The organism is Fibrobacter sp., assembly GCA_024399065.1.
GTDB lineage: Bacteria > Fibrobacterota > Fibrobacteria > Fibrobacterales > Fibrobacteraceae > Fibrobacter.
Window position 1 is genome coordinate 12,519 of record JAKSIB010000002.1, and the last position, 21,323, is coordinate 33,841.

At 50.6% G+C, this 21,323-nt stretch carries 18 protein-coding genes and 1 tRNA gene; 7 read left to right on the forward strand and 12 right to left on the reverse strand.

Features of this window, described 5'->3' with window-relative positions; genetic code table 11:
- Positions 1–5: 5 nt before the first annotated feature.
- The 3 genes from MJZ25_01200 to trpS all read right to left on the reverse strand — a co-directional run bounded on the left by MJZ25_01200 (position 6) and on the right by trpS (position 3,236).
- Complete coding sequence (locus MJZ25_01200) at positions 6–1,169, reverse strand: hypothetical protein (protein MCQ2122780.1); 1,164 nt, start codon at positions 1,167–1,169, stop codon at positions 6–8.
- A gap of 26 nt (positions 1,170–1,195) precedes the next feature.
- Positions 1,196–2,098 (reverse strand): hypothetical protein, encoded by a 903-nt coding sequence (locus tag MJZ25_01205; protein ID MCQ2122781.1) that lies wholly within the window; start codon positions 2,096–2,098, stop codon positions 1,196–1,198.
- Positions 2,099–2,240: 142 nt separating this feature from the next.
- Positions 2,241–3,236, reverse strand: coding sequence for a tryptophan--tRNA ligase (gene trpS, locus MJZ25_01210; GenBank protein MCQ2122782.1), 996 nt, complete (start codon positions 3,234–3,236; stop codon positions 2,241–2,243).
- A gap of 71 nt (positions 3,237–3,307) precedes the next feature.
- Between trpS and MJZ25_01215 the strand changes: the two genes are divergently transcribed.
- The 3 genes from MJZ25_01215 to MJZ25_01225 all read left to right on the forward strand — a co-directional run bounded on the left by MJZ25_01215 (position 3,308) and on the right by MJZ25_01225 (position 6,132).
- Positions 3,308–4,468: an HRDC domain-containing protein gene (locus tag MJZ25_01215; protein ID MCQ2122783.1), complete on the forward strand. Its 1,161-nt coding sequence runs from the start codon at positions 3,308–3,310 to the stop codon at positions 4,466–4,468.
- Between the two features lie 69 nt (positions 4,469–4,537).
- Positions 4,538–5,113 carry a 5-formyltetrahydrofolate cyclo-ligase gene (locus MJZ25_01220; GenBank protein MCQ2122784.1) on the forward strand — a complete coding sequence of 192 codons (576 nt, stop codon included), beginning with the start codon at positions 4,538–4,540 and terminating at the stop codon, positions 5,111–5,113.
- A gap of 17 nt (positions 5,114–5,130) precedes the next feature.
- Positions 5,131–6,132 carry an RNA methyltransferase gene (locus MJZ25_01225; protein MCQ2122785.1) on the forward strand — a complete coding sequence of 334 codons (1,002 nt, stop codon included), beginning with the start codon at positions 5,131–5,133 and terminating at the stop codon, positions 6,130–6,132.
- Between the two features lie 97 nt (positions 6,133–6,229).
- Here MJZ25_01225 and nrdG read toward each other — a convergent pair whose 3' ends face one another.
- From nrdG to MJZ25_01265, 8 genes are all read right to left on the reverse strand, one after another.
- Positions 6,230–6,853: an anaerobic ribonucleoside-triphosphate reductase activating protein gene (gene nrdG, locus MJZ25_01230; GenBank protein ID MCQ2122786.1), complete on the reverse strand. Its 624-nt coding sequence runs from the start codon at positions 6,851–6,853 to the stop codon at positions 6,230–6,232.
- Positions 6,854–6,884: 31 nt separating this feature from the next.
- Positions 6,885–7,043, reverse strand: coding sequence for a hypothetical protein (locus tag MJZ25_01235; protein MCQ2122787.1), 159 nt, complete (start codon positions 7,041–7,043; stop codon positions 6,885–6,887).
- 63 nt (positions 7,044–7,106) lie between these two features.
- The gene (locus tag MJZ25_01240) at positions 7,107–9,437 is read right to left on the reverse strand and encodes an anaerobic ribonucleoside triphosphate reductase (GenBank protein MCQ2122788.1); all 2,331 of its coding nucleotides are present in this window, start codon (positions 9,435–9,437) and stop codon (positions 7,107–7,109) included.
- A gap of 409 nt (positions 9,438–9,846) precedes the next feature.
- On the reverse strand, positions 9,847–10,602 hold the full coding sequence (locus MJZ25_01245; GenBank protein ID MCQ2122789.1) for an SIMPL domain-containing protein: 756 nt from the start codon (positions 10,600–10,602) through the stop codon (positions 9,847–9,849).
- Positions 10,603–10,644: 42 nt separating this feature from the next.
- Positions 10,645–12,120, reverse strand: a complete 1,476-nt coding sequence (locus tag MJZ25_01250; GenBank protein MCQ2122790.1) for a sodium:solute symporter — start codon at positions 12,118–12,120, stop codon at positions 10,645–10,647.
- 57 nt (positions 12,121–12,177) lie between these two features.
- A complete protein-coding gene (locus MJZ25_01255; GenBank protein MCQ2122791.1) occupies positions 12,178–14,019 on the reverse strand; it encodes a GGDEF domain-containing protein in 1,842 nt (613 codons plus the stop codon).
- A gap of 17 nt (positions 14,020–14,036) precedes the next feature.
- Positions 14,037–15,137 carry an LptF/LptG family permease gene (locus tag MJZ25_01260; protein ID MCQ2122792.1) on the reverse strand — a complete coding sequence of 367 codons (1,101 nt, stop codon included), beginning with the start codon at positions 15,135–15,137 and terminating at the stop codon, positions 14,037–14,039.
- Positions 15,134–16,546 (reverse strand): LptF/LptG family permease, encoded by a 1,413-nt coding sequence (locus MJZ25_01265; protein MCQ2122793.1) that lies wholly within the window; start codon positions 16,544–16,546, stop codon positions 15,134–15,136. Before MJZ25_01265 ends, MJZ25_01260 begins: the two co-directional genes overlap by 4 nt.
- A gap of 65 nt (positions 16,547–16,611) precedes the next feature.
- Between MJZ25_01265 and bamD the strand changes: the two genes are divergently transcribed.
- Genes bamD through MJZ25_01280 form a run of 3 tightly spaced genes read left to right on the forward strand, consistent with a single transcriptional unit; the run spans position 16,612 to position 20,201 of the window.
- Positions 16,612–17,466 carry an outer membrane protein assembly factor BamD gene (gene bamD, locus MJZ25_01270; GenBank protein ID MCQ2122794.1) on the forward strand — a complete coding sequence of 285 codons (855 nt, stop codon included), beginning with the start codon at positions 16,612–16,614 and terminating at the stop codon, positions 17,464–17,466.
- Between the two features lie 15 nt (positions 17,467–17,481).
- Entirely contained in the window at positions 17,482–18,528 is a 1,047-nt protein-coding gene (locus MJZ25_01275; protein ID MCQ2122795.1) for a hypothetical protein, read from the forward strand.
- On the forward strand, positions 18,528–20,201 hold the full coding sequence (locus MJZ25_01280; protein MCQ2122796.1) for a hypothetical protein: 1,674 nt from the start codon (positions 18,528–18,530) through the stop codon (positions 20,199–20,201). Before MJZ25_01275 ends, MJZ25_01280 begins: the two co-directional genes overlap by 1 nt.
- A 202-nt stretch (positions 20,202–20,403) precedes the next feature.
- On the opposite strand, the gene MJZ25_01285 is transcribed toward MJZ25_01280, so the two are convergent.
- Positions 20,404–21,090, reverse strand: a complete 687-nt coding sequence (locus tag MJZ25_01285) for a tetratricopeptide repeat protein (GenBank protein ID MCQ2122797.1) — start codon at positions 21,088–21,090, stop codon at positions 20,404–20,406.
- A 110-nt stretch (positions 21,091–21,200) separates the two neighbouring features.
- Between MJZ25_01285 and MJZ25_01290 the strand changes: the two genes are divergently transcribed.
- Positions 21,201–21,273, forward strand: a tRNA-Thr gene (locus tag MJZ25_01290).
- The last annotated feature ends 50 nt before the right edge of the window (positions 21,274–21,323 follow it).

Sequence of the window (21,323 nt, forward strand, 5' to 3'; positions counted from 1 at the left end):
CAGCCCTAAATTGCGATTTGGAGACCCACAATTCCGTGCAGAGACCAGTTCCCCACCCCGCGGTTGAAGTACCTCTGGACACCAAATTCGGCAGAAATCCAGATGGAACGGAGATTTCCCCTACCCCAAGGCCAGAATTCCTGCATGTCGATAGCAATACCGGGGGTAATGGACAGGAGGGCCGAGTTGGAGAAACTGTACTCAAACAAGGCACTGCCGGTCAGACCGAAATAGCGAGTCGGCTTCCAACCGAAACCGCCACCTACACCAATGGAGAAACCATCCAGGGAGAACATTTTTTCGCACTCGGTCAGTTCGCGTTCAGTGGTATCGGGAGCAGAGACCGTTGAGTCGCCACCGATAATATTCCCAAAATCATCCTTTATCTGATTGCGAAATTCCGAAATGCGGGTTGTTTCAAAGCCAAAGACCGGTTCTGCATAGATGTCAAAGTTTGTCCATGTTTTATGGAATCGGGCATCAATACGGAAACGCTGGTACATAAGCATGGAGGACTTGTCCAGGTTGCCGCCGAAGTATCGCACGTCGCCGCCACCGCTGATCCAGTCCGTATAGAAGAACTCCACCTGAGCCTGCCAAATTCCCATGCAATCGCAGTCCATGGTAGGCTGAAAAACGCCAGCGCCGATGCCTACGGAAAGGCCTTTGCCAGTGTAGGCCGTTTGGCGAGGAAGCGGAATGTTCTTCTGTATTTCCACAACTACAGGCTTTTCAACATCAAGAGAGTCGACCGTGGGCAAGGAATCTACAGCAGCCAATGTGTCGACCGTGGTCAAGGAATCGGCGACCTTCGAGGAATCGGCCCATTCAACGTATTCGCCGAGAGGGGCCAGGGAATCATTGACCAAACCAATGTTTTCCCTTACGGCAGTCTCCGGGTCGTCGTATTCATCCGGCATTTCACATATAACATACGCGGAGTTCGGCCAATTGGAATTACCGTCCGAATTTTTTGCTGTGTCCGAAGTTTGTGCGGAGCCAACCGATTGCTGGAGCGAATCAGCTGCTTGCTGAACAGAACTATCCTGCTGCAGGTTAGAGCCGTCTGATTGCAGGTTGGAACCATCTGTTTGCAGGTTAGAACCGTCCGCCGCTTCAGCAGCGAAGGCTCCCATGGCAAGCAAAAGTACAAACAGGATTGGCTTCATTTCTGAATTAATTATAACAAATCCATTTACTTACGGGTCGCAGCCTTGGCAGCTTTTCGAACCATCGGGGCGTAATTTCCCGAGGGGTCCACCGTTTCCAGCAAATCAATCTGCAGATTTTCGATTGCAACGGCATCTTGTACCTCGTTGAACCTGGCATCATAGAAGAGCAAGGCACGCCCCTGTCCGCGGTTAAAATCTTCGAAGATCAGTTGGGACGAGAAATGCTCATGATAAAAACTCGTCATGTATACAGGTTTAAAGGCCGCGGATGCCTGATTCAGCTTTTGGATAATATCCTTCTGCTTTTCGGTCAGGGGCTGCCACTGGCAGGAATCTGGATGAACCTCCGGGAAGTAACCGAACTTGTAGCCAACGGAATCTTTCTTGACGAAGAATCTCACCTCCACATTGCCGCTCTCTATATGGAACTCGGTGTGAATTTCATAATCAATATGAAATTTATTTTCTGAAGGTTCCAAATTAAAATGGCTGACCACGCCCCAACAATCAATAACGCGTTCTCCAAAGTAAAGGGCGTTCCCGACAAAAGATACTGCAAACAAGGCGGGAACCGTAAGCCAGTGGATCCAGTTTTTCGGTTGAAGATGCAGGCCCCAAAAGCCACACAGCAGAAAAAGTCCCAACAGCAGAAGGCCATAGAGAAGGCACGTACTGGAGGCACTTTCGGACCAGAGGATTCTAAAGCCTTCCTGGGCCAAACCACCCAAGAAATAAATCAGCAAGGCACCCCAAAGTACCGCCCACAAAGGCTTGGGAAACACATTCTTGAATAGCACCGCCAGTACCAGGGAAAACAGGCAAGGAAGAAAAACATCCTTCAGGGACTCCGTCAAAAACCAGCCCGGATCCGAGAGCACGCTTTCTAAAAGGGTGGACAAATAATTAGAAAGGTTTGATTGGATCATTGTCACCTTAATTTAATCAACCTCAATATACACAAAAACCCTCGACGACATGCCGGGGGCTTTTGTAAAAATGCTTTTAGAACACCTTATTAAGTCTGCTTCGATTGCCGCGGGGCTTCGCCCCTCGCAATGACAGTTGGGACTAGTAAGTACCGAGGAGTTCGCGGACCTTGTCCATCATGGCCTTGGACTTGACGCGGGCCTTTTCCTTACCGTAGGCGAGAATCTTGTCGATTTCTTCGGTGTGGGCAAGCAGGTCGAAGTACTTTTCGCGGGCAGCGCCCAGATGTTCTTCGAGGACGTTCTGCAGTTCCTGCTTGGCGTGGCCCCAGCCCATGCCGCCTGCGCGGTAGCGGGCTGCCAGAGCTTCGGTCTGTTCCGGCGTTGCGAACAGCTTGTACAGTTTGAACACGTTGCAGGTATCCGGATCCTTAGGTTCTTCGATGCCCTGGGAGTTAGTTACGATCTTGCCCAGGCGCTTCTTGAGAGCCTTGGAATCCAGGAAGATGTCGATGTAGTTGTCGTAGGACTTGCTCATCTTGCGGCCATCCAGACCCGGGATCACGCCGGTGGATTCCTGGAAAACCGGTTCAGGAACGGTGAACACATCCTGACCAAAATGCTTGTTGAACTTGATGGCGATATCGCGGGCAAATTCCACATGCTGCTTCTGGTCCTTCCCCACCGGCACGATGTCGGCATTGAACATGAGGATGTCAGCATCCATCAAGCAAGGATAGCAGTAAAGGCCCATGTTCACGTTGGCATCCACGTCTTCGCCGGCGGCATCGTTCTTCGCCACCTTGTCCTTGTAGGCGTGGGCGCGGTTCATGAAGCCCTTGGGGGTAAAGCAGCTGAGAGCCCAGCTCAGTTCGAATATTTCGGGAATGTCGCTCTGCTTGTAGAACAGGGTTTCTTCCGGATTCAGGCCCAGGGCAAGCCAGGTGGCTGCGACCTTGTAGATGTTGTCGCGCATTTCGGCGCCGTTCTGCACGGTGGTCAAAGCATGATAGTCTGCAATGAAGTAGACAGCGTCGTAAGTCTTGGTGAGTTCAAGAGCCGGGCGGATTGCGCCCACATAGTTGCCGAGGTGCGGAGTGCCTGTCGGCTTGATACCGGTAAGAGAAATCTTTTTCATGGCGGGAAATTTAGGAAAAAAAGAAGAATACAAATATTATATGGACAAAAAAAGGTTATCTTTACCCCAAAATGATGCAAGACGAAAAGTACATATTGGTAGATAGCGAAGAATCCTTGGCAGGTTTGCTTGCAGATTTGGAACTTTACGACATGGCTGCGGTAGATACCGAAGCAGACTCCATGTACCATTATACCACCCGCCTTTGCCTTATCCAGATTACCATCGGCGACCACCACTACATTGTGGACCCGCTATGCGAACTGGATCTTGCACCGCTGTTCAAGGCACGCGCCATGCAGACCTTGATTTTCCACGGTGCAGACTACGACCTTAGACTTTTGTGGCAGACCTACGGTTTTGCCCCCAAGCACATTTTCGACACCATGCTTGCGGCCAAGATCCTGGGCGAACCCCACCTTGGCCTTGCAGACCTGGTCCGTGAGTACTTCGGCGACGAACTGAAAAAGGAAAATCAGCGTGCCGACTGGACTACCCGACCGCTCCCCCTGGAAATGTGCGAATACGCCATCCACGACACCTTCTACCTCCACGAACTCTGCGCAATCCTTGCAGAAAAGTTGCAGGCAGCGGGACGTATGGACTGGCTCATGGAACAGTGCGACGCATTGATCGAACACGCCAAGAACCCGGCTCCCGCAAAAAAGGACCCCTGGCGCATTACCGGCAGCAACATTTTCAGCCCCTGCTCCCTGAATATTTTGAAATTCCTGTGGGAATGGCGCGAAAAACAGGCCGAAGAACTAGACCGTCCGCCCTACAAGGTGATGCCTTCTGAACTGATGCTGGCAATCGTTCGCCACGCTCAGCAGACCTTCCCGGTGGTAGACCTGGAAAAGCTGCCCCGCCTCCCCCGCAACTTTAAGGAAGACCGTCTGGATTCCTTCGTGCAGATGCTGACCGACGCCATGGCAGTTCCTGAAGCTGACTGGCCAGCACGCTTGCCCAAGGCTCCCCCTCCGCCTATTGTTCCCAACTCCGACTTGCTGTCGGTGCTGAAACAGTGGCGCGACGACAAGGCTGCCTCCTTGAACATCGATGCAGCGCTCCTTGCCAACAAGGCTCAGCTCATTTGGCTTGCAGCCCCCGGCACCATGCCCTGGGAAACCCGCTATGAAGAAGCCAAGCTGCAGAACTGGCAACGTAGGATTTGGACCGAGATTTTGCAAGAAAACCTGCCTACCGCAAAGCGCGTCGGCGACCCGGACTAACAGTCCAAGAACTTTTTTGGTATAAAACTTTTTGGTGACAGCCCGCTAAACTTAACGCCGGCATTGAATATGGAATACATTTTACCGATTATCCTCCTTTTCGTGGTCCTAGCCTCTAGACCTTTTTACGACAAACTTTTCAAGAAAAAGGAAGAAGGCGATGAACTTATCAAGAACCCCTGGTTCGAGATCCATGCTATTCCTGGCTACACCGCCTCTAGACAGATTGCTGCATTTTATCCTTTGAAGGGTGAGCCCAATATTTTGCCCATCCTGGAACAGCTCTGTGAAGAAGGGCGTCTGCTGCTCCCCCGCTGCACCGGCGAAACCACCATGGAATTCTACCCCGTCAGGAACCTTCGCAAGGATTTGGTGAAGGGACATTTTGGAATTATGGAACCTCGTGAAGGTTTGGAACCTTTCCAGGGTGAAATCAACGTCTTTTTGGTACCCGGCACAAAGTTCAATTTGGACGGCAAGCGCCAAGGACACGGAAAGGGTTACTACGACAGATTTTTGGCAAAGTATCCTGAAGCCTACAAGGCAGGAATTGCCACCCCCAAGCAGATTGCGAAGGAGCCTCTGGAACAGAAGGAAACTGACATCCAGATGAACCAGGTCATTGTTTGCAGGGAAAGATATTAAACTAAAGGAAGTGCACTATGGCATTTGACAACAACAGAAAATTCGGCCGCGCCCCCCGTCAGAATTACAGAGTCCGCGAAGACAATGAATTCCGTCCGCAGAATCGCGAAGACCGCCCCCAGGGTGATTTCCGTTCTCAGGGTGATTTCCGTCCGGCTCGTCCGAACAACGAATTCAAGCCATTCCGTCCCAAGCCCCGTTTTGAGCAGCGTCCGCAAGACACCGCTCGCGCCCTCCAGGACGGCGTGGTTCCCGCAGTTGGTGACGCAGACGCAGCCCCGCAGGTAGCCGTAGGCGGCATCAAGGAAGTGACCGAACTTTTGACCAAGAGCCCCATGCAGGTTCACCGCGTGCTGTTCATGCACCAGTCCGGCAATCCCAAGCTCTATGAACTGCAGAAGCTTGCCAAGCGCAACCACGTTCACGTGCAGCAGGTAGATTCCAAGATCCTGAACAGCTACGCCACCCCGAACCACGGTGTGGTGGCCCTCATGAACGAAAAGGAATTGCTGGTCTGGGAAGACGTTCGTGAGGAATTCTTCAAGGCCATCGATAACGGCGAACGCAAGTTGATCGCCGTAGCCACCAACATTGAAGACCCCCGCAACCTGGGCGCTTGCATCCGTAGCTCCCTCGCCTTGGGCGTCGACATTTTGCTGCTCCCCGCCAAGGGCATGTGCGGCATTACGCCCAGCGTTGCACGTACTTCCGCAGGCGCACTGGAAAAGATGCGTATCTGCCGTCCCAACAATTTGGAAGCAGCCGTTGGCGAATTGAAGATGGCCGGCTACCAGATTCTCGGTCTGGACGCAGACACCGAAACCAACTTGGCAGACTTCAAGTTTGCAGACCATGCCGTTATCGCCGTGGGTGGTGAAGACGTGGGCCTTCCGCCTTTCATCAAGAAGCAGTGCGATGCAGTGCTTCGCATTCCCATGATGCCGGAAGCACACTCCTACAACGCTTCCGTGGCACTTTCTTTGGGCCTGTACGAATACGCAAGACTTAGAATCAAATAGCAGCTCAATTAAATCTGCATAGATTGCCACGTCACTACGTTCCTCGCAATGACATAAGGCAAAAAAAATTGGCGACCGAAAGGCCGCCTTTTTTATTTTAGTTCTCCGGGAACAAATCCGGATGTTCTTTCATTTCATCAATCTGGATTTGATGCAGAACCACCTTACCCTCGGTTAGGCTCTGTTGCACATCAATCAGTCGCTGGTTCAATGAACCGCGGAACTTGATTTCCATACAACGCTTCGCCATCACGAAAGGACCATCCACCAGGATATCTGCAAAGCTGAGGAGTTCAAGATACTCAGGCTTTTCAGGAGCCAAGGCCATCAGGCGTTCATAAGTGAATCCAGTAAAAATCACCAGGTTAAGACCACGTTCCTTGATTTCGCGAGCCAGGGGAACCAAGGTTGCCGCCTGGAACATAGGATCGCCACCACTCAAGGTAACGCCATCCAGCAGCGGGTTTTCCTCGATCATGTCAAGAAGTTCCTTGAGGGAAACAAAATGACCGCCATTAAAATCGTGGGTCTGGGGATTATGGCACCCGGGGCAATGATGGGAGCAGCCCTGGGTGAAAATAGAAAAGCGGATGCCCGGGCCGTCCACAAAGGATTCCGGCTCTACACCCGCTATTCGCAGGCGCATAGATTCGAGACCTTCCGCAGCAGGAAATTCTTCCTCGCGATCAACATCTTCTACGAATTCGCTATCTCGGTTCATCTATGCGTCAACAGATTTTTTATTCAACAAATTAGTTTTCGCTGTCGTAACCGTGCTTAACGCGGTCGTTCACTTCAGCAAGCTTTGCGTTGTTGAAACGGTCCACTGTACCAACCAGGTAACCAGTGATGCGACGGATGCGTTCGAAACCAACGCCTTCGCCGTACTGGGACTTTTCCTTATCAGACATTTTATACTCCTTAATGTTTACTTTATACTGAGAAAAAATTCTTTTCCAACTGTTCGCACACAATTAGCGAATGCCCAAGAAGGCAGGCATGCCCGGGAACTTCTTGCGGAGTTCTTCAATCTTCTGCGGGTCAATGGAATGACCTTCCTTACGGCCGCAGCGGGGGCAGACATCGTTAATCACGCCAACGAAACCACAAACCGGGTCACGGTCAACCGGGTGGTTGATGGAGCCATAACCAATGCCGGACTTAGCCATGAAGCGAACGATCTTTTCGAATGCGTCAAGGTTCTGAGTCGGGTCACCATCCATTTCGATGTAGCTGATATGGCCAGCGTTGGTGAGTGCGTGGTACGGTGCTTCCAGTTCGATCTTCTTGAATGCAGAAATCTTGTAGTAGACCGGAACGTGGAAAGAGTTGGTATAGTAATCGCGATCGGTAACGCCCGGGATAATGCCGAACTTCTTCTTATCCATGCGGAGGAAGCGACCAGAAAGGCCTTCTGCCGGAGTTGCGAACAAGGTGATGTTCACACCGAGGCGCTTGGATTCGCTGTCACAGAAGTCGCGCATGTGCTGGATTATTTCCAGGCCCAGGCGCTGAGAAGATTCGGATTCGCCATGATGCTTACCGGTGAGAGCCACCAGAGTTTCAGCAAGGCCGATGAAACCGATGGAAAGGGTACCATCCTTCAGGACTTCACGGACTTCGTCATTCCAGCCAAGCTTTTCGGAACCAATCCAAATGCCCTGACCCATGAGGAAGGGGAAGTTCTTTACGCGCTTACGGCTCTGGACTTCCATACGTTCCAGCAACTGATCGCGGACGAGAGCCAACATACGGTCCAGTTCCTTGTAGAACAGGTCCAAAGACTTCATCTTGAGAGCGATGCGCGGAAGGTTAATGGAAGTGAAGCTCAAGTTACCGCGACCGAAAGTGATTTCGTGGTCGGGACGAGCGGAGTTACCAATAACGCGGGTGCGGCAGCCCATGTAGGCGATTTCAGTTTCGGGACGGCCCGGCTTGTAGTAAGCAGCATTGTACGGTGCATCCATGAAGCTGAAGTTGGGGAACAAGCGCTTTGCAGAAACGCGGCAAGCAAGCTTGAACAAATCGTAGTTGGGATCTTCAGGGTTCAGGTTCACACCAGCCTTCACGCGGAGGATCTGAATCGGGAAGATTGCGGTTTCGCCACCACCCAAGCCTTCTTCTGTGGTAAGGAGCAAGTTGCGGATTACCATGCGGGCTTCGGGATCGGTGCACATACCATAGTTGATGCTGGAGAACGGAGTCTGAGCACCGGCGCGGCTGTGCATAGAGTTCAGGTTGTGAACGAAGGCTTCCATTGCCTGGAAGGTAGCCTTATCGGTTTCTTCGTAAGCCTGCTTTTCAGCAAACTTCTGAGCCCCCATGACGATTTCGGTCGAGAAAGTCTTGGAGAGTTCGCGAGCTTCGGTCTGGACAAACTTTTCGTTAGGAACGAGAGTTGCAACCATGTCCATTTCGAACATTTCGTCGTGAAGCTTCTTGACGATGGGGCGGAGTTCTTCTTCTTCCTTACCGGTGAGAAGAATCAAGGCCTTCACCATGTTGTTCAGGTAAGCCTTGCGGTAAGTGATGCGAACGCCGTCGGCCATGGCATAGTCGAAGTTAGGAACAGCCTGGCCACCGTGCTGATCATTCTGGTTGGACTGAATAGCGATAGCTGCGAGAGCTGCGTAGCTGCGGATGTCCTTCGGTTCACGGAGATGGCCGTGACCGGTATTGAAGCCGTTCTTGAAAAGCTTGATCAAGTCGATCTGGCAGCAGGTCATGGTGAGGGCATAGAAGTCCAAGTCATGAATATGGATATCGCCTTCGGAATGAGCGCGGCTGTGTTCCGGCTTCAGCATCATCATGGTGTAGAAATGCTTTGCGGATTCGGAACCATACTTAAGCATGGTACCCATGGCGGTATCGCCATCGATGTTTGCGTTTTCACGCTTCAGGTCGGATTCCTTAGCGGAGCTGAAGGTGATGTCGCGGAGGGTGTGCATGAGGCGAGTGTTCACTTCACGAACACGGGTACGTTCTGCACGATAAAGGATGTAGCTCTTGGCGGTGTCGCCGTAGCCAGCTTCGGTCAAAGCCTTTTCAACAGCATCCTGAATGTCTTCAATTTCGGGTTTGGTCTTGCCTTCAGCTTCGAGGCGACCTACTGCGTAAGCGGCAACTTTAAGGGCGGTGCTACTAAGAACGTCTTCGCCGCCGAGGAGGTCGAGCTGGCTCTGAGAAGCCTTGATCTGTTCTTCAAGTTCACCGGAGGCACGGAAAGCTTTTACAATGGCATCGGAAATCTTTTCGATGTTGAACGGCATCTCACGGCCGTCACGCTTCTTCACAGTAAAGATCATCACCAATCCTAGATTTTTTGGCTCGCCAGCCGATAAAAATGCGACTTTTTACCGAATCCGGCGAATTTAGTTCAATTTCTTCAATTCCACTATATCTTGTGCTTTCCTCCAAACCCTAGACACAAGATATGGACTACAAGATAATAAAAAGACCATTATTTAGGGGTAATTTTTTCAAAATTCCTAATTTTTTTTTCACATTTACATTGCTTTACAAAAACTTATCAACATCTTACAAAAAGTGTCATAAATTTGTGACCTGAAGAATAAAAGCTTACTTTTTCCTAACTCTTTATTTAATAAGAACTTAGCGAATTTTAGTCGAAAAACACACCCCATTTTGACTTATCAACAACAAAAAACGGGCATGTGATGCCCGTCACTTGACAAAAATTTAGGGGTTTTATAGCTACTTCAATTCCACCCAAAGGCGAACGTTGGCACTGATTTCTACAGAGTCCGCGATGGAGGATACATCGGCAGCAAGGACATCGACGCTGTTCATGGCAGCAAGCATCACACCCTTGCGACGGGCTCCGCCCATGGCAAAGACGCCGTCACCTTCGCTACCGATGTAGAGGACCTTGCCCAAAGTGCGGCCAGCGCCTGCTGCGTAGTGAGAAGCCTTATTCATGCCGTCCTTGACGGCGGCTTCAATAATAATACCCTGCAAAGAATCCTGATCTTTCAAAGTTGCCTGGGTGGGATAAATTTCAATATCCGGTTCTGCAGACAACAACTGAGACAGCAAAGCAGCGTCCTTACGGGAATCAAGCTTCACCACGAAATTCTGGGTTGCCACATAGCCAACCAAATTGCGGGAGCCCTTATCGTAGGACCATTCCTTAGTCAAGGAAACACTGTTCTGCTCAATGCTGGATTCAGAAATGTCCAAGGATTTCACTACATCGAAAATCTTGGTGCGGCGTTCGGTAAGCTTGTTATAGACACCATCCTTGTCTGCATCACGAAGCTCAATGGAGAAATTGGAAACAAACTGGTTTGCTTCAAACTTCTGGGACTTGTGCCCGGTCAATTCCACCTTGGGAACCAAGCTAACATCATCGGAAGCATTAGCAGAGGTCTGGGTTCGATTGCAGCAGTCACAGCCAATAAGGTTGAGAGAGGCGATCAGCAAAGCGGACAGGACAAATTTCTTTTTCATAGTTACTCCAATTAAAACCAAACCAATCCCACTCCTATAAACCTACTTATTTTGATCCTTGAAAACAAGCTTTGAAATCAAAGAAATCAAAACCGCTACGATAATGGTGGTAGACATGCTGATAAACGGCATCCAAGGCCAGCTGAAGATTCCACCGAGAACCGCAGGCACGCCGAACACAGGAATTCCCTGCACCAGCACGAGGCTACCCATACCGCAAAGAACGGAAACTACCACAACCCAGGGGCGAACATTCTTGATAAAGAAGGCCAAGAGAAACATGCCAAGGAGCGGGCCGGTGAAAAGACCTGTAAAGAACAACGCGTTCTTCAAGAGGCTTCCCTGCTGAGTTGCTGCGAACAAGGCGCCAAATACACCAAGGACTCCCCAAAATACCGTCCACAACTTTGCACGCTTGAGACCACCCATACCCTCGTCTTCCTTGAAGCCGAGAATATCCTTTTCCATGGTGTTGCTGAGGGAGTTGATGGCGCCAGAAAGAGAACTCATGGCAGCAGCGCAAATGGCGGCAACGATCAAGCCAGTAATACCAACGGGAAGTCCATTCACGATGAAGTGGGGGAACACGTCGTTCTGGCCGATGCCTTCGGGGAGCGGAGCAGCATGAGCCATCTGGTAGTAAACGTAGAGAGCGGCGCCCACCCAGTAGAAGAGGATAGAAACAATGACGCCCAAGACCATGGAAAGCACGCTGGAACGGTTGGCAGCCTTCACGTCCTTGCAGCTCAGGTAACGCTGCACAAACTGCTGGTCACAACCGCGGATTGCAATTTCCAGAATAGCATAAGCGAAGCCTGCTGAAATCAAGGTGCGGGCGTTGGAAATATCGAAGGAAGCGTCCCACCATTTGGTCTTGCCCGCTTCGGAAGCCATAGCAGCCATTTCACCGAAGCCGCCTACGGAATTGGCAATCAAAATCAGGACAAGGGCGCCACCGCCGAAGAACACGATAAACTGCATCACGTCGGTCCAGATCACCGCCTTGATTCCACCAAACCATGTGTAGAAAATGGCGACCGCCGCAGAAACGATGATGGCGTAACGCAGGTCCACATGCAGGATTTGAGCCAGCACAAGGGACGGTGCATAAAGAAGAATACCCGTACGGAGCAACAAGTGCAAGCAGTAGAAAACCGCAGCCAATCGCCTTACGCCTCGGGAATACCTTACTTCAAAAAGCTCGTAGGCACTGTTGATGCCCGCATTACGGAACCTGGGGATGAATACGAAACCCACCACAAAGATGCTAAAGAAGGCTCCAATCTGGAACATAAGGAAAGTCATGTTGTCGCCATACACATCCGCAGGCGCGCCCAGGAAAGTGGTGGCACTGACGGAAGTTGCAATGAGGCTGATGCCCACGGCAACCCAAGGCATGGAACCGCCGCCCAGCATGTATTCCTTGAGGTTCTTGTTTCCGCGGGAAACCCACAGGCCGATAAACAAGGATACCAGCAGGTAGGCAACAAGGACAATCCAGTCAAAAACAGTAAACATAGGTACCTATAAAAAAGAGCCCGCAACAGCAATGTCCGGGCTCCGTAATTTCAAAAGTTAAGTAGCAGAATTTTCGGGAGCAGCCGGTTCGGAAGTTTCTTCCTCGAAGCGAATCACCTGATTACGTCCACCTTCCTTGGCGCGGTAGAGAGCCTGGTCGGCGTTGTTCACGGCTTTCTTCATATCGTGGAAGTCCGGGGTCACCAGGAATGCACCGATACTGACGGTAACGCGAAGCGGTTCAGCCTGCTTGACATCGAAGACCAGTTTCTGCACTGCCTTGCGGATTCGTTCTGCAGTTTCCAGCATACCTTCTGCAGTGGTTTCCAGAAGACCAACCACAAATTCTTCACCACCGTAGCGGGCAACAATATCGATATCCTTACGGATTTCACCGCTGATGGTATCGGCGATGCCCTTGATGACCACGTCACCAATGGGATGGCCGTAAGTATCGTTCACATGCTTGAAGTGGTCGATGTCCATCATCAGCACGCCGATATTGTACTTCTTGCGGTCGGCGCGAACCTTCTCGGTACGGAGGCTTTCGTGAAGAGTACGATGGTTGATAAGACCGGTAAGACCATCACGCATAGCGAGGTCGCGGCCATGTTCAAACTTGCGGGCACGATCGTAGGCAAAGCCAGCAACGCCAGCAAAGGCCTTGAGCAATTCCTTTTCGTGATCAGTGTAGGGCTGGGAGCTACGGTTTTCCAAGCAAATTGCAATATCAGCTTCAGAGGAGTCCGGTTCAGTAGCAATAGGCATCACGAAAAGTTGACGCAAATTCAGGTTGCGCTTTTCGTTATCGTTCAGGCGGGGCACGTAATCGTTGAAGTTCTGGGAGAAGCTACGTTCCACAGGACGGTTACGCATAAGGGCGAGAACAAAAATACCCTTGTCAGAAAGAGTAAATCTCTTTTCTGCAAACTGGTCGGCATCGATACCATCGCAGAATACCACACGGCCAGAGCCTTCCTTCACCTTGTTCATGGCAAGAATGGTAAGACGGTCGTAGGCCACGTTATCCTTGACGTAGTTGATAATCTGCTTGTAGATGTCCTTCACAGTCATGGTCTGGAAGAACTTGCGCTGGTAATTGTAGAGGCCGCTGTACTGCTGGAGAGCGATATGCTTCTGGGCAGAGAAGAAACCCTTGCAGTCAAGCATGCTGATACTGCCGGCAATGTAGTTCAAAGCCTGGGCAGTCTGGTCGTTAAAAGCGTTAGGATAGACGGAATCCATAACCAGAGCGCCAATTCGGACACCATTGTAATTCAAGATAGGCACCGCCACCACGGACTTGATGGGAGTGGCGTCTGCATAGTACATGAGGCTCTTGTTGCTGGTCAAATCACCTTCAAGAAGACGATTCACGCTGGGGCGGAAAAGCTTGCTGATTAAACCGGTATTTTCAGAAATGCGAACACAAGGATTCACAGAAAGTTCCTTGTCGTTCACAAAATTTCTCACACCCCAGTCCTTGGGATTTTCCAGCTGGGTAAAGACGATAACAGTATTTACATGGGGCACCGCAATCTTCAGGGCGCGCATCATGTTCTGCATGCCCTTATTGATATCGGCGTTGGCACGAGCCCAGATCTGGCTCACCTTAAGGGCGGCTTCAGGTTCATTTACCATGCCGTTTTCATTACGGAATTCAGTACGCAGATCCGGAGCCACGATGGGATTGGCGTTGGTGGGATTTCTCTTGAGAGAAATAATCGGCAAGGTCGAAGTGGACTGCTGGCTATTGGGACCAGCCAAACGGGGGCGATTCAGCCATGCAAGAACAAAAGCCACCACGGCAAAGGGAATCAGGAACAAAAGCATCCCGCCCTTGAACGCAAGACCTAAAAACAGGCCCGCCACCACAAATAAAACTTCTGACACAGTCATAAAACCCATCTACCTTCTTATAACCGGAATGAACGGTACAGCATTACAGACGCGATTCCACCATAAACGAAGTGGCTGATCCAGGCTGCCCAAAATGGCGTTAGTGCTCCATTCTCGCCCATTTTCAATCCGATACGTTCAAGGATATAATAGCTAAAAACAATCAACAGGCCAACACCGAACTTCTGAGAAAGGCCTCCAGAACGGCTATATCGATGACAAAGTGCGGCGCCAATCAAAAGCACGATTAAATTCATCCAATGAGCGGAACGTTTAAAGTGGAGGGCCGTTTCCATGAGACGGGTATCTTCACCAGAACGCTTCAGGACCTCGATGCGCTTAATGACCATCTTGGAATCCATTTCGTCGGAAACCTGACGTTCATTAATCAGGTCATCCGGATGGGTGGACACCTTTTCACAAGCCCTTTCCTGGGCAATTCGGTAGACATTGACGTTGCCGTCCCTGGTAAATTCACGATGGAACCCACGTTCAAACTGCCAGCACCCTTCACCGGTACTATCGTTTATCGTCATCCAACGAACAAGCTTTGCGTCGTAACGTTCTGTGAGGCGCCCCTGTTCGCGAATAAGCAAAACAACATCGCGGCCAATCTTACTCTTTCCAGAATAATACCTGAAGAACCAGCTGGCCTTTTCATTTTCAATAAAGGTAAAGTCCTGTTTTTCCTTGACGCGGGGATTCTTCTTTTTCTGGGCATTTGTTTCCATAATTTCCAAGCGCTTATGGTTAGCATCAGGAAGCCACAATTCACTCATTTCATAAGAGCCTAGGGAAACAAGTACACCAAAGAAGAAAATCGGCAACAACGTCTTAAGAGGACTTTGTCCAGAACTCTGCATTGCGGACATTTCCAGATGACGAGCCATATTACCCACAGACGCGAGAACGCCGATAAACAAGGCCACCGGTGTAATCAGGTAAATCATATAGGGCAAGTAGCAGACGTAATAATCTACAGCATCCTTCACATCGCGGGCAAGCCAAGTCTTGATATTACCAACAAAGTCAATGACCACGAACATAAAGATCGCGCCAAGCAGGACAATGAGGAACATCTTCAAGAAGTTCCAGATCAAATATCTGGTGAATTTCATCCGAACCTCTTGGTAGCACGTTTAAAGACTCGACCAAAGAAGCCCTTGATTGCACGAATGGCTCTAAAGAACTTGGAATCACCGGAGAACTTGTCTCGGACCATGGCGATGGTTATAAATATTCCAAATACGCCAATGATGATGTTGGACGCCCACATGGCAAGATAGGGATTCAGCAACAAGCGGTCTGCCAGGTTTTCACCACCGATAAGGCAAATCCAGTAAATCACAAAGAACGCCAAGCTGTAAAGAATACCTGTACCGATACCGCCTTTACGAGCCATGATACCCAGCGGAGCCCCGATCAGGATGAAGATAAAGCAAGCGAAGGCCGTACTAAATTTCTTCTGAATTTCAACGGTGTACTGAGCCTTACGTTTCAGTTCCGCCTCCATGCGGCCATAGAAACGTTCCGTGGTACGAAGTGCGGAAATTTCCTGGATGCGAACTTTTTGCAAAGACCTGCGGCGCTGGATGGAATCCAACTGAGGGGAGCCTTCCAGGTTATCCGGAACAATGGTGTCTCCCGCCACATTCTCGCGCAAGGCGACCAACGTGTTCAAGCGTTTTTCAATGGCGGTTACCTTATACTCTTCATACTTCTTTTCCGCATCCTCAACCACTTCCTGCATCATTTCGATGGGCATTTCGCGGTCACTGCGGTAGTTGCGGCTACGACGTTCCAGACGATCATCCACATTCTTCATGGCCAGATCCTGGGAGAAGAAACGGATGCGGAAATAGTTCTCCGGATTGTCCGCATCGGTCATGTGGTTTTCACCACTGCGGAGGCGAAGCATAAGGGTTGCACCATTGTCGGCGTATTCCATGGATGCGCTATCCGCATAGACAATTCGCGGGGAGCCCTTCTTTTCCATTTCAAAAATCTGAATGCCGTACAAAGTTCCCGTGCTGGGATCAATTCTATTAACCCAAAGCTGGACATCCGGGAACTGAGTAATAAGTCGACCCGCATCAATGAAGGCATGGGGCTTTTTGCGAGAGACCGCGCTCATCAATTCTACAGAGCGATGGTTGGCTTCCGGAAGGATCCAGTTGTTAAAAACCACCATGAGAACTGAAATCAACATGGACACAAGAAGCACGGGGCGCATCAACGAAAGAGGCGAAACGCCAGCAGCCTTGCAAGCCGTAATTTCCTGGTCGCCGGACAAACGACCAAAAGCCATGAGGCTAGCCACCAGTACTGCCATGGGAATGGACAAGGATAGCATCCATGCCAAGTTCAGTACGAAGATTTCAACGACGGTGGATGTGGGCAACCCCTTGGACAACACATTGTCCAGAATTTTCACCAAAAAATCCACTACAAAAAGAAACGTAATGCCAAAAAGAGCCGCGAGAAACGGTGCAATTAGCTCTTTCAATACGTAGCGGACTAAAATCATTTTTCTAAACAGACAATTTTTTCTACTTTACGAGTGTAAAAGTAAGAATTAACAAAAGAAAAAAAATGAAGTTGACCAAAAAGATACCCCTGTTGCTCACCTTTTCCGTATTTGCCGCAGCCCTCTCCGGTTGCGCGACCAAGCCTCAGGAAAAGATGAAGTTCACGGAATGGTGCAAGGCCCGTTACGAATTCGCAGAAGACCTTTACAAGAAAGGCAAGTATGGTCGTACCGTAGAAAAGTTGGAAGAAATTCTTGCTACTTGCGCAGGCACCGGTTACCTGGAACAGACTCAGTTCCTTTTGGCAGAAAGCTATTTTAATCAAGAAGACTGGATCGAAGCCCGTGGCGAATACGGCAGCTTCATCATCAACTTCCCTGGCTCCCCCTTTGTGGAAACCGCTGAATTCCGTAAGGCAATTTCCTCCTTCAACATGGAATACCGTGTAGCTCGCGACGAAGCCAACACCACCATCGCCATGAAGGATTTCGAGCGTTACCTTTCCAACCACCCGGATTCCCCGCTCCGCGACTCTATTGACTACTACCGCGGTCTCCTGGTGGAACGTATGGCAGAAAAGGAATTCCAGACTGCACGACTTTACCTCCGTATGGACAAGCCCCAGGCAGCTGTAATCTACTTCAAGGAATTCCTGGAAACCTACCCCACTTCCAAGCGTCATACAGAATCCCTGTTCATGATTGCCCAGGCTTACAATGACCTGGATCAGTTCGAATCCGCCAAGAGCTACCTTGCCATTGCAAAAAGCGAAGCCAAGGAAGACGACAAGGATATCCAAAAGCAAATCGCCAAGGTTGAAAAGAACATCGCCAAGGCAGAAGAAGCTTACGAAAAGCGTTTGAAGAAGGATTCCGAAAAGAAGCGCATCCAGAAAGAAGAAAAGGATCTGCAAAACTAGTCTTGCGGAGTTTCCATGCTGTCGTTTCGCAAAGTTCTCGCCTGTATCACAACTGCAATCGTAAGCTTGACGCTTAACGTTTCTGCAGCAGAGGACCGCGTTGAACACGACAAATCCAAGCTTTCCATTTTCGTTCAGCCTTCTGTATCCTTTCTTGATTTTGAAAACAGAAAGTATTTCCAAAACGCCGTAGACACCATCTACAAAAGTTTTAGAGAAAGCGCCGTCACCGAAAGCGAATCCCTGAATGTCGCAAAGCAGGATTTCCAGAAGGTGAACTTCTGCTTCCCCATTTCCGCGGGTTTGCAGTACCAGGTTTTACGCGACCACTTCATTAGCGCAGGCATTGGATTCATCTACGATAACGAATCTGTGGTGTTGACCGACCGCAAGAACCGCACCCACAACTACAGTTACACCATCCAGGGTGTTCCGCTGTTTTTGGAATACAGGCTCGCCATCCCCAAGAATTTCCTGTCTTTGTCAAACTCCAGTTTGTTCAGCATCGCAGCACGTTGGTACTGGGTTTTGCCGGGAACAGAAATCTACACCACCTGGGGTATGCTTGAAGCGAAGACTCCTTTATCCGGCGCCGGCTTTGGAATCAGCTTAGGTTACCTTGTTGCCAGCTGGAAGGGATTCAACATTTACGGTGACATTGGATTCAGTTCCATTTCCGTAGAATCAGACAAGAAGTTCTCTGACATCGTTCCCGATGGTCCCGAAGAAAAGGCCAAATGGAACGTCGGTGGTTTGCAGATGCAGTTCCGCGTAAGTTTCGGTCTGTGGAACGACAAGAAAATCGAGGACGATGAGGAAAAGAAAAATTCCCCGCAAAGAAACCGTTCTCCCAAGGAAATAGTTGAAGCCAAGAAGACTGCAAAGGCCGCGGAAAGCGAAACTAATTCCGAAGGTTCCGCTGCTGAAACAAAGAGTGCGGACAATGCAGAGCCCGCAGCAAGCACTGCAGCAACTGAACCCGACGCAACTGAGCCCGGCGCAACTGAGCCCGACGTAACTGAGCCCGCAGCAACTGAGCCCGCAGCGAAGCCGGAGGAATAATGAGCCTCTTGCCGGGAGAAAAGCTGCGCTACGCAGAAACCCACTTCAAGTTTAAACTTCCCTGGTCATTGCTTTATAGGCCCTGGCCAGAAATTTTGGTGGACGCGCCGTTCCAATTTGTTCCTGGCGTGAAGCCTATGCTATGGATTGTGGTGCGAGACGCCCACAGATTTCCGACAATCCTTGAATCTGTTGAAATTGAAATCCGGGAAAACAATACCGCAGGGAAAAACTCCGGCGAAGTTTGCGGCACTGCGAAGGTTGTTCCTCTGGGAATTGAGGCAAAGGATCAGTTCGCTTTTTATCCTGTAGAAATCGGTGACTTGGAACCGGGTCACTACGAAATTCACTGCAAGATCAAGGCCATTCGGGACATCAAGGGAAAACGAAAAGAACGCGTTTTCACCCGTTGGAATTTCCCTGGAATGGAGCCAACGCCATTGAAAATCCATGTGCTCGCCACCCAGCCGCCAAAGGCTCCGGGATTTGTTGCTGGCGAAATGCATTGCCATACCCTCTACTCCGCAGACCACGTGGAACATGGTGCCTCCCCCGCTGTATTCCAGCAGGCAGCAAAGGCTATCGGGCTTGACTTTGTCAGCTGCACGGACCACGCTTACGATTTTGCCTACACAACTGAAGACTACACCAAGGAAGCGGAATCGCCTCTGCCAAGGTTCAATGCGTTACGAGAAGAAGTAAAGACATTGAATGACGAGGCGAACTGCGACGAAGCCATGCCGCTGTTAATCGCCGGCGAAGAAGTTTCTGCAGGTAACGCAAAAGGCGAAAACGTTCACGTCACTGTTCTCGGTCCTGAAGGATACTTGCCGGGCCTCGGCGATTGCGGAAGAAACTGGCTGGACAACAAGCCCACATTCAAGATCGAAAAAATTTTGCAGATGACAGAAGCTCACTGCTTCGCAGCACATCCCCACCAACAGATGGGGCTGCTGGAAAAATTCATCTTCCGACGCGGCTACTGGGAAAGCAAGGATCTGCACGCAGCATCAAAGCATCCCATCCGCGGAATACAGTTCTGGAACGGCTTGCGCGACGAAGGTTTCAAGCTTGGTCGCGAGTGGTGGATCCAGGAGCTGTGCAAGGAAAACTACGTGCTGCCCATCGGCGGAAACGACGCCCACGGAGACTTGAACGATACCACCGCTGTGGATCTTCCGCTGTTTACGTTGAAGCATAACCGCCACCACGTTTTCGGAAACGTGAGGACCGTGGTAAAGTTGCCCGAACCGTTGGAAACCTCGGATAGAACTGAGCAGACTGCAGATGGTACCGCGCAGCCGCTGACCCGCGACATTGTGCATCAGGCATTCGCAGGAGTCAACTGCTATATCACCGACGGCCCCGCCCTCTGGTGGGAACGAGTCGCAGACTCTGCTGAAGGCCGCCCCGAAGGGGCGGTGGCGTTCCATGCCCGCAGTAGCGATGACTTCGGAGGCGGGTTCAGGTACGTGAAGATTTACGGGCGGCGCCGTTTGTTAAACGGCAAGCTCGCTCCAAGAGAAGAGCTGCACCTGGCAAGCCAGGTGGCCGCCCGCCCCGAGGTAGACATCACCGTGGACTACGAAGACTTCGCCTACCTTCGCGCAGAATGCATCACTGCCACAGGCAAGTTCGCATTGACCTCCGCCGCAGTCAACCCACGCAAATAGACGCGGAACCGCGCGCACCACCGACTTCGCCGACGCGTTTACTAGTACGCGCTCCTTTTCCTGAGCTTTACGCCAAAAACAAAAAACGCTCCGTTTGCACGGAGCATTTTCAAATTTCTAATTCGTCCCTCTAGTACGCTCTCCTGTCCTGAACACAGCGTCGATGACCGGAGGTTTCCTACTTGACGAACGATCGACGCGGTTAGATACTAGCGAGGAACTTCTTAGCCTTGTCAGCCACGGACTGGTTGTCGCCGTAGACTTCAAGGAGGCGTTCAGCTGTCTTCTTAGCCTTGTCGTTAGCACCGAGCTGCTGATAGACGAGGGTAAGCTTCCACATAGCGTCGGCGACAGACGGAACTTCATCCATCGGTTCGTCCTTCTGGTAGCGGTCTTCCTTGTCACCAGTGCGCTTTGCAAATTCAGCAACGAACTTTTCAAGCAGACCGGCAGCAGCGGAGTAGTCGCCCTTTTCCATCTTCACAGCGGCAAGGCCGTGCATTGCAGCGGAACGAACCAGAGCAACAGAACCTGCATTGTCCAGAGACTTCTGGAAGAGGACTGCAGCGGCGTCAAAGTCGCCAGCTTCGTACTTGATGTTGCCAGCATAGAGAGCAGCCTTAGCGAGACCAACACCACTCAACTTACCAGAGTTGATCTTGGATTCGAATTCAGCCAAAGCATTTTCCTTTTCACCAGCATAGAGGAAGGTCATTCCCTGGCCGAGGAGTTCAGCCTGTTCTGCAGCAGCAGCCTTCTGGTAATCGCGGTACTGAACCACGCCCACCACGATGGCAATGACAACTACCAGAGCAGCAACGACCTTGGAGCCGTGTGCAATAAAAAATGCCTTCATTTCAGAATTGTTGTTATTGGATTCGTTAGCCATGTTAAATGTCCATATTAAAATTTTTTGTGTCCCAATCATAGCAAAAAAAACGGGGGTTGTCAGTCCGTCTTGACAAACAACCCTCTCATTACTACCTTTGCACCCACTACGCCACTCTAGCTCAGCTGGTAGAGCAGCTGATTCGTAATCAGCAGGTCGGCAGTTCAAGTCTGCTGGGTGGCTCGACGAAAAAGGCTCGGATTTCTCCGGGCCTTTTTTGATTTTCATCAAAT